Source organism: Endozoicomonas sp. Z74, from assembly GCF_057680865.1.
The window spans coordinates 1-6,554 of the sequence record NZ_JBLYZI010000170.1 but is presented as its reverse complement, the minus strand read 5'-3'; the positions used below and the strand labels follow the sequence as shown (position 1 = coordinate 6,554).

Sequence of the window (6,554 nt, the reverse complement as noted above, 5' to 3'; positions counted from 1 at the left end):
CATTTTTGCCAGAAAGCGCTCTTTGCGGGTGGTTCTGCGTTTATGGACAAACTCACTGTCTGCGAAACTAAGCTGGCTCATGGACAGAAACTCAAGCTGGAAGCGATGGGAGTATTATCTCATGGCTAGGGACTTAATCGCACCTTCCTTAGTATGAATCATAAGGGTTACCTTTTTACGATTTAGATTTCAGTGATTTCACCCTCTATCTAAATCGGTAACCCTTCCCTTTTTTGAAGAGGGAATTGTCAGATCAGATCTGAACTAATGCACCTCAATCCTGGGATGGGTCTGAACACCAGGTAAGTTCATCCGCTTTTGGTGTCCACCTGTATATTGCTTCGGATTTATATAAAAAATCCACCCGGGCCATCAAGTATGCATTGCTGTTTGTGGTATTCACCTTTGCCGCTTTCTTTTGTGTTGAGTTACTCAATGGCAATAAAATTCACCCATTCCAGTATTTACTGGTGGGGTTAGCCATCAGTATTTTCTATATATTACTGCTTTCTATTTCAGAGCATACCAACTTTGACATATCTTATCTCATTTCCAGTGTCGCGACGGTTCTTCTGATAGGCCTGTATACCCGAAGCATATTCAATCAGAGTCGTCTATCCCTGGTAATAATGGGCCTGCTCGCAATTTTATACACCTATCTGTATATCCTGATGCAGCTGGAAGATGTTGCACTGCTGATTGGCAGCATCGGACTATTTACTGGGCTTGCTGTCATCATGTTTATCACAAGAAAGATTGACTGGTATCAGATCAGTGAAAGCAGTTCAGAACAAAAAGCCAAGGAAACCTAGCAACCGGGGATCATTTCCCGGCTTCTTAAAACCGCCCGGTAGCCAGCAATGCCTGCCAGCACCGGGAGGTATACTTCAATCAACGACAATAATCGTTAATTTCGCGCTTACTTACCGCCAGTCCGAGACATACCATTTCACCGTTCTTCCGGTCCTTTTATCAAACCCGGTTCCCTGGGCACTCCGGTCATTAAACGAGCCATGGGTGACATCAATTTTGTGGAGGGTTTTTCTGCCCTGCTTCACCTCAATATGACCATCTACTCCCCAGCCATGGCGACCCGATTTCAGGGATACCTTGTAAACCGTATCCGCCTTTCCTCTGGCCTCCCCCTTCAACTGTAAGCGCTTCCTGCCCTTTTCTGACAGGGTCAGACTGGACTTTCCATCTTCAAATGCCTCATCAAACCAGACCTTGCCACCGAGCCCGGTGATCAGTATATCGTCCTGGCCTGCCAGAATTTCAACACCACCAATGGGCAACAGGGGTTTGAAGTCGTCCGGGAACTTGCTCTCAATGTAGGGATAGAAAAAGCTGTTCAGTCCGGAGCTCATTACACCCCGGTCCATCAGCAGATAACCCTCCCGGGTCGGTACCGTAAAGGCTTCGTTACCGTCCTGGGCCGGGATACGCTCACCGTCTCTCAGGATTTCACCGGTTTTGGTGTCCACAGCCCAGACGCCCTGCATCACTCCCACCGGCACCAGCGGATTGTCCCCTCCCGCATAGGTTTCACTGCCACTGCCGGAATCAGCAACGCAGGCGCCTGTTGGGGACCATTTATAACCCAGGGAAGCCGTCAGCAATGCCTGACCGGGAATGGTCACGACAATACCGTTATGAAAACCACTGTAACCACAAATGGTGGGATCACTGATGGGCCCTTCAGGCAACAACTCTCCCGCAATCTTTTGAAAATCCACGGTCCAGGCAATGCTGGCATCCCGGTGGTTCAGGGCATAAACATAACGGTCGTCGTATACATAGATTTTGTCATCACCCGGTCCACCCACCGATGCAGACGCAGGCTGGCTGGATACATTTGTGCTCCAGATCGGTGTTGAATCATCATCGGTCCTGAACTTGAACAGGGTGCCCGTATCATCGCTGGCGTAAATATACCGGTAGTTGCTGGAAATGGCCGGGCTGGAGCCACTGCCCGGACCGATCTGGGCCTCATAGACAAAATTGATCTTTTTGGTCTCCGGGTCGAATTCAAAACCATGAATGGCACCCTGACCCGGGTTTTTACTGGAAACACCCGTGGCAAAAATGCGACCATCTTTCGGGTTAACCGCAGGCACATTAGCTGACTCCACCCCACCCTGGAAATAAGTCTCTATCAACGCGCCCCAACCTTTGGCAACAAAGGGTTCCGCAAACATTCCCGGTGCAGGGGTATGCAGGTGTGGTTCAAAATCACCGGGCATATTCACGGGTCCGGCCACAATCGTGCCGGTCTGGCGGTCAAAAATCAGTATATCGCCGTAAATGGTGATGCCCCCCACATAGGCTGTACTTTCATCCCCTTTCACCGGCAGAGTGAAGAAGGCGTTGCCAATGGTATTGGGTTTAACGGGCAGATTCAGCTCATCAAAAATATCGCTGTAGCCCTTAACCGGATCAGGCAACTCCGTAACCCATTTAACCCGGCCATTCGGATGGAATGCCCACATCTGATTGGCGTCACTGATATAGATGTCCCCGGAATTATCCACGATGGGTGCGGCGATCACACCGCCGGCATCAAAATCATCCTCACTCTGCCAGGGCGGGGTCTGCCAGATAATCTTCCCGCTGGCATCGAAGGCGGTCATATTGGAATGCCCCTTATCCAGGGCAGTGGTCGCATAGAAATGACCATTGGGGCCACGGGTCGGACCCAGCAGAACAGCAGCCCCTTTTAACACTTCAGCATGGGGGCCATAGTATCTGGGCAACTCCTTAATCGAAGGGATGTAATCATCATTGCGGGGACCTCCATGGGCAGTAGCCCATTCGGTATCAGCGTAAACCCCGGACCTTGGGGTTTCCTTAATCCCGTTTTCCGAAACCGCCGCAGTGGCCAGGGCAGAGGTGGATGCGAATAATACAGCAGTAGCCAACAACTTCTTTTTCATGATTTTTATTACTACTTGGGTCTATTTTTATAGTTCCCTGTTGTGAACAGTAGTAGTAATAAGCACCACCACTGCCCGCTTAAGTTATCCCTTTGAACTTAAGTGTTTTGCTCTTATCACGCTTTTTAAAGAAAGGTTCATCCATCCACAGCCACCTGCAACTGTTCCAGCGTTGCCCGGGATGGCTGTTTTTCCAGCAGTGCCTGAATGCTGTCAATCAGGTCAAGAATAAACAATTCATGACTCACACCTTCTGGCGCTTTTCGATCCGATGTGCAGATTTGTGCATAATTGGATAGCCCCTGAAACAACGTAGACAGCATCAAAATAATCCGGGTGAACTGCAATGCCACCGGAAACTCAACCCCCGCCTGCCGGATAAATGACCAGACCCTCTGGGAGGCCACATTGGTCACCAGGTCTTCCTGGTGCAGGTAGGGAAAATCCCGGTTACCAAACAGTTGGGCGGTGATCCGGATGTAACTGAGTCCACCAGGGGCATTCAGCCGATTAGCCAGGGGCACCACAATAGCCTCAGACACTGTTCGTGTATTAATCGTCCCATTCGCCTGCATCTGGTCCAGCATCCGGTTGCGCTCTTCATTAATCTCACCCAGATGCCTGTCCATGATGGCGCCAATCAGTTCTTTTTTTCCGCCAAAGTGGTATTGCAGGGCTGAACGATTTTTCTGACCGGACTGCTGATTGATTTCCGCCAGGGTAACGTTCTCAATCCCCTTACGGGCGAACAGCTCTTCCGCCACCGCCATTATTTTTGCCTTGGTGGCTGCTGTATCCTGCCTCATGCATAAACCCCTGTATCACACCGGTATGAAAAGCAGGATTTTACCCTTAAAACACCGTCTTCGGGTTGCCTTACCTTATCTCATTTTATACCCTTTGTTAAGACTTAAGTCTTAAATCTTAAGTTTGTGCAGGATATACCCAAAGCCGCGGTCTTCTGAAATACCTGCGGTGACACACGATCGATGATGAGAATAATAAGATGTTCAAACCAGCCCGATGGACCCTTCTGATCCTTTCCATAGCTTTGGCGGGCTGTGGCAGGGAAGAAACTCCCGAAGTATCCCATACTGCCTCAGCTCAAAAGCAGGAGCCCCTATTCCAGCCCCACGACTGGCAACCAAAAACCCGTGACCTGGAAGTGTTTGGCAGAGAATACCCCGACGCCATTGAGATCGCTGACGGCATTTACCAGACCCGGGGCACCTCCAATGTTGCTATGGTGGTGACCGATGAGGGCAACGTAGTGATCGACACCGGACTGCCGCCCTTGCCTTTCAAAGGCAATCAACACAAGAAGAAACTGGACCGGGTCAGCACAAACCCGGTCAGTCATATTATCCTGACCCATGCCCATGGGGATCACTACGGCGGCACGAAAGACTTCGCCAATGACGATACCGAGATCATTGTTCAACGGGAATTTCTGGATAACCAGCAGTACCTGAAGGACCTGGTGCCCTACCTGATGCCGCGGAACAAACTGTTTTACCCCAATGATGTGCCGGACTTTGCAGGCCCGACGCTCAAGCTGGTTCGCAAATTTTATCCCATCGCAGAACCCACCATTGTCATTGACCGGGAGCCCTACCAGTTTACCGTTGGTGGAGAAGACTTTGTCGTTTACCACACGCCAGGTGCGGAAGGAAATGACAATATTTCCCTCTGGATGCCAAAACGGAAAATCCTGTTTACCGGCGATGTCTTTGGTCATATGTTTGGCATGTGGCCTAACCTGACCACCATCCGGGGTGAGCGTGCCCGGTTTGCCCGCCCCTATATTGCCTCCCTGAACCTCATGCTGGAACTGGAACCGGAAATGCTGATCCCCAGCCATTTCTACCCCATCAAAGGTAAGGAGTTTATCCGGGAAACGATTACCCGTACCCGGGATGCCGTTGAATATGTCGACAACGCCGTTATTGAAGGAATGAACGACGGTAAAGATGTGTATACCCTGATGCGGGAAATCAAACTGCCAGAGGATCTTTACCTCTTCGAAGCCCATGGCAAAGTATCCTGGGGCGTAAAAAGCATCTGGGAGGCCTACACCGGCTGGTTCTACATGAAAAGCGCCAATGAGATGTATGACGTGCCATTATCGGACACTTATCCAGAGCTGGTGGAGCTTGCGGGTGGCAGCCAGGTATTGATGGAGGCAGCCAAAGCCAGGCTGGAACAAGGCCAGCTGGAACAAGCTCTGTACTACATCGAAATGGTGGAAAGAGCCGAACCGGACAACGCCGCAAACCATCAGTTAAAGCTGTCAGTGCTCACCACCATGAAAGACCGGGCAAACGACACCAACCATTATGAGACCATTTTTCTGAAAGAGCTGATTCGAAAAACCAGAGCAAGCCTCTGAAAGGCTAATCAATCATAAAATTCCCTCACCCCAGCCCTCTCCCAAAGGGAGAGGGGGGTTTGCCGGTGCAAACTTTCAAAACCCTCTCCCTCTGGGAGAGGGTTTGGGTGAGGGCAACAGCCAGAAAGCTCCCCTCAGAGTTTTTGCCAAGAACCAGGGCTTTGACCCGTATCTTCAAGCACAACAAAATTCCTTTGAAGGCCTCACCAGATAAGCCTACAGCTTTGCCAGGGGTCAGTTAATGTCTGGGGGAATCATCCCTGCCCACCCAGCCGCTCTATAAAAAAGTCGATCACCGCCCGGAGTTTGGGGGTGACACTTTTCCGGCCTGGATAAAGGGCAAACACGTCCACTGACTTTCCCGACCAGGCTGGCAGCACTCTGACCAGCCCTCCCTTTACCAGGGCTTCGCGGCACAAATAATCGGGCAGCAGACAGATACCTGCTCCATCTGCACAGGCCTGAAGCAACACCTGAAAGTCATCACACACCATGGCTGGTCTGAGCTGAATCACCCGCTGCTCACCACCGCACTCCAGCTCCCAGCGCTTTGCCTGGCTGGCCGCATTCATATAAAGGCAGGCATGGTCAATTAACGCTTCCGGTTGTTGTACCTCCAGAGCCCTTTGGCAATACTCAGGGCTGGCGTATAAATGGAGCGATGTGGTAAACAGACGTCGTGCAACAAGGGTAGAATCACTGGTTGCCCCTACACGGATCGCTAGGTCATACCCCTCTTCAATCAAGTCGACACGGCGATTGATCAGACTCAGTTCAATGTCAATATCCGGATACAGTGACTTCAGCTCCGCCAGGCCGGGAGCAATGATCGACTGCCCTACCGTCACCGATGCACAGACTCTGAGCAACCCCTGGGGAACCACGGTTAATGATTCCACACACTGCCGGGCACTGAGCGTCTCTTCATGGATGCGCTTGCTGTGCTCATAGATCGCCTGCCCCACCTCCGTCAGCCGAAGCGACCGGGTGCTTCTTTCCAGCAACCTTGCGTTAAGGGCTTCTTCCAACCGACTCACCTTCCGGCTGATGTTGGACTTAGGCGGCGTTATCATCTAACCGTTCAATCATATTGCTGGAAACCAGACCGGAAAGGCAGCTGATAGTGAGCTAAAGTATGTGAATTTGGTTTGCTATGGCTCGCACAGTACTCAAAGATGATCAATGGGATCGGATCAAAGACATGTTACCAGGCAAGGCCTCTGATCCCGGAC

4 protein-coding genes and 1 pseudogene are annotated in these 6,554 nt (G+C 51.0%); 2 read left to right on the top strand and 3 right to left on the bottom strand.

The window, feature by feature from the left end; all coding sequences use genetic code 11:
• Positions 1 to 278 precede the first annotated feature (278 nt).
• Positions 279 to 812: pseudogene (locus tag ACNRUY_RS25440) on the top strand (inner membrane CreD family protein); the annotation flags it as partial.
• 111 nt (positions 813 to 923) lie between these two features.
• Here ACNRUY_RS25440 and ACNRUY_RS25435 read toward each other — a convergent pair.
• On the bottom strand, positions 924 to 2,933 hold the full coding sequence (locus ACNRUY_RS25435; RefSeq protein ID WP_488114470.1) for a PQQ-binding-like beta-propeller repeat protein: 2,010 nt from the start codon (positions 2,931 to 2,933) through the stop codon (positions 924 to 926).
• Positions 2,934 to 3,070: 137 nt separating this feature from the next.
• Complete coding sequence (locus ACNRUY_RS25430; RefSeq protein WP_488114469.1) at positions 3,071 to 3,739, bottom strand: TetR/AcrR family transcriptional regulator; 669 nt, start codon at positions 3,737 to 3,739, stop codon at positions 3,071 to 3,073.
• 200 nt (positions 3,740 to 3,939) lie between these two features.
• On the opposite strand from ACNRUY_RS25430, the gene ACNRUY_RS25425 reads away from it, so the two are divergent.
• Positions 3,940 to 5,322, top strand: coding sequence for an MBL fold metallo-hydrolase (locus ACNRUY_RS25425; RefSeq protein ID WP_488114468.1), 1,383 nt, complete (start codon positions 3,940 to 3,942; stop codon positions 5,320 to 5,322).
• Positions 5,323 to 5,576: 254 nt separating this feature from the next.
• Here the strand turns inward: ACNRUY_RS25425 and ACNRUY_RS25420 are convergent, their stop codons facing one another.
• Complete coding sequence (locus ACNRUY_RS25420; RefSeq protein WP_488114467.1) at positions 5,577 to 6,395, bottom strand: LysR family transcriptional regulator; 819 nt, start codon at positions 6,393 to 6,395, stop codon at positions 5,577 to 5,579.
• Positions 6,396 to 6,554 lie beyond the last annotated feature (159 nt).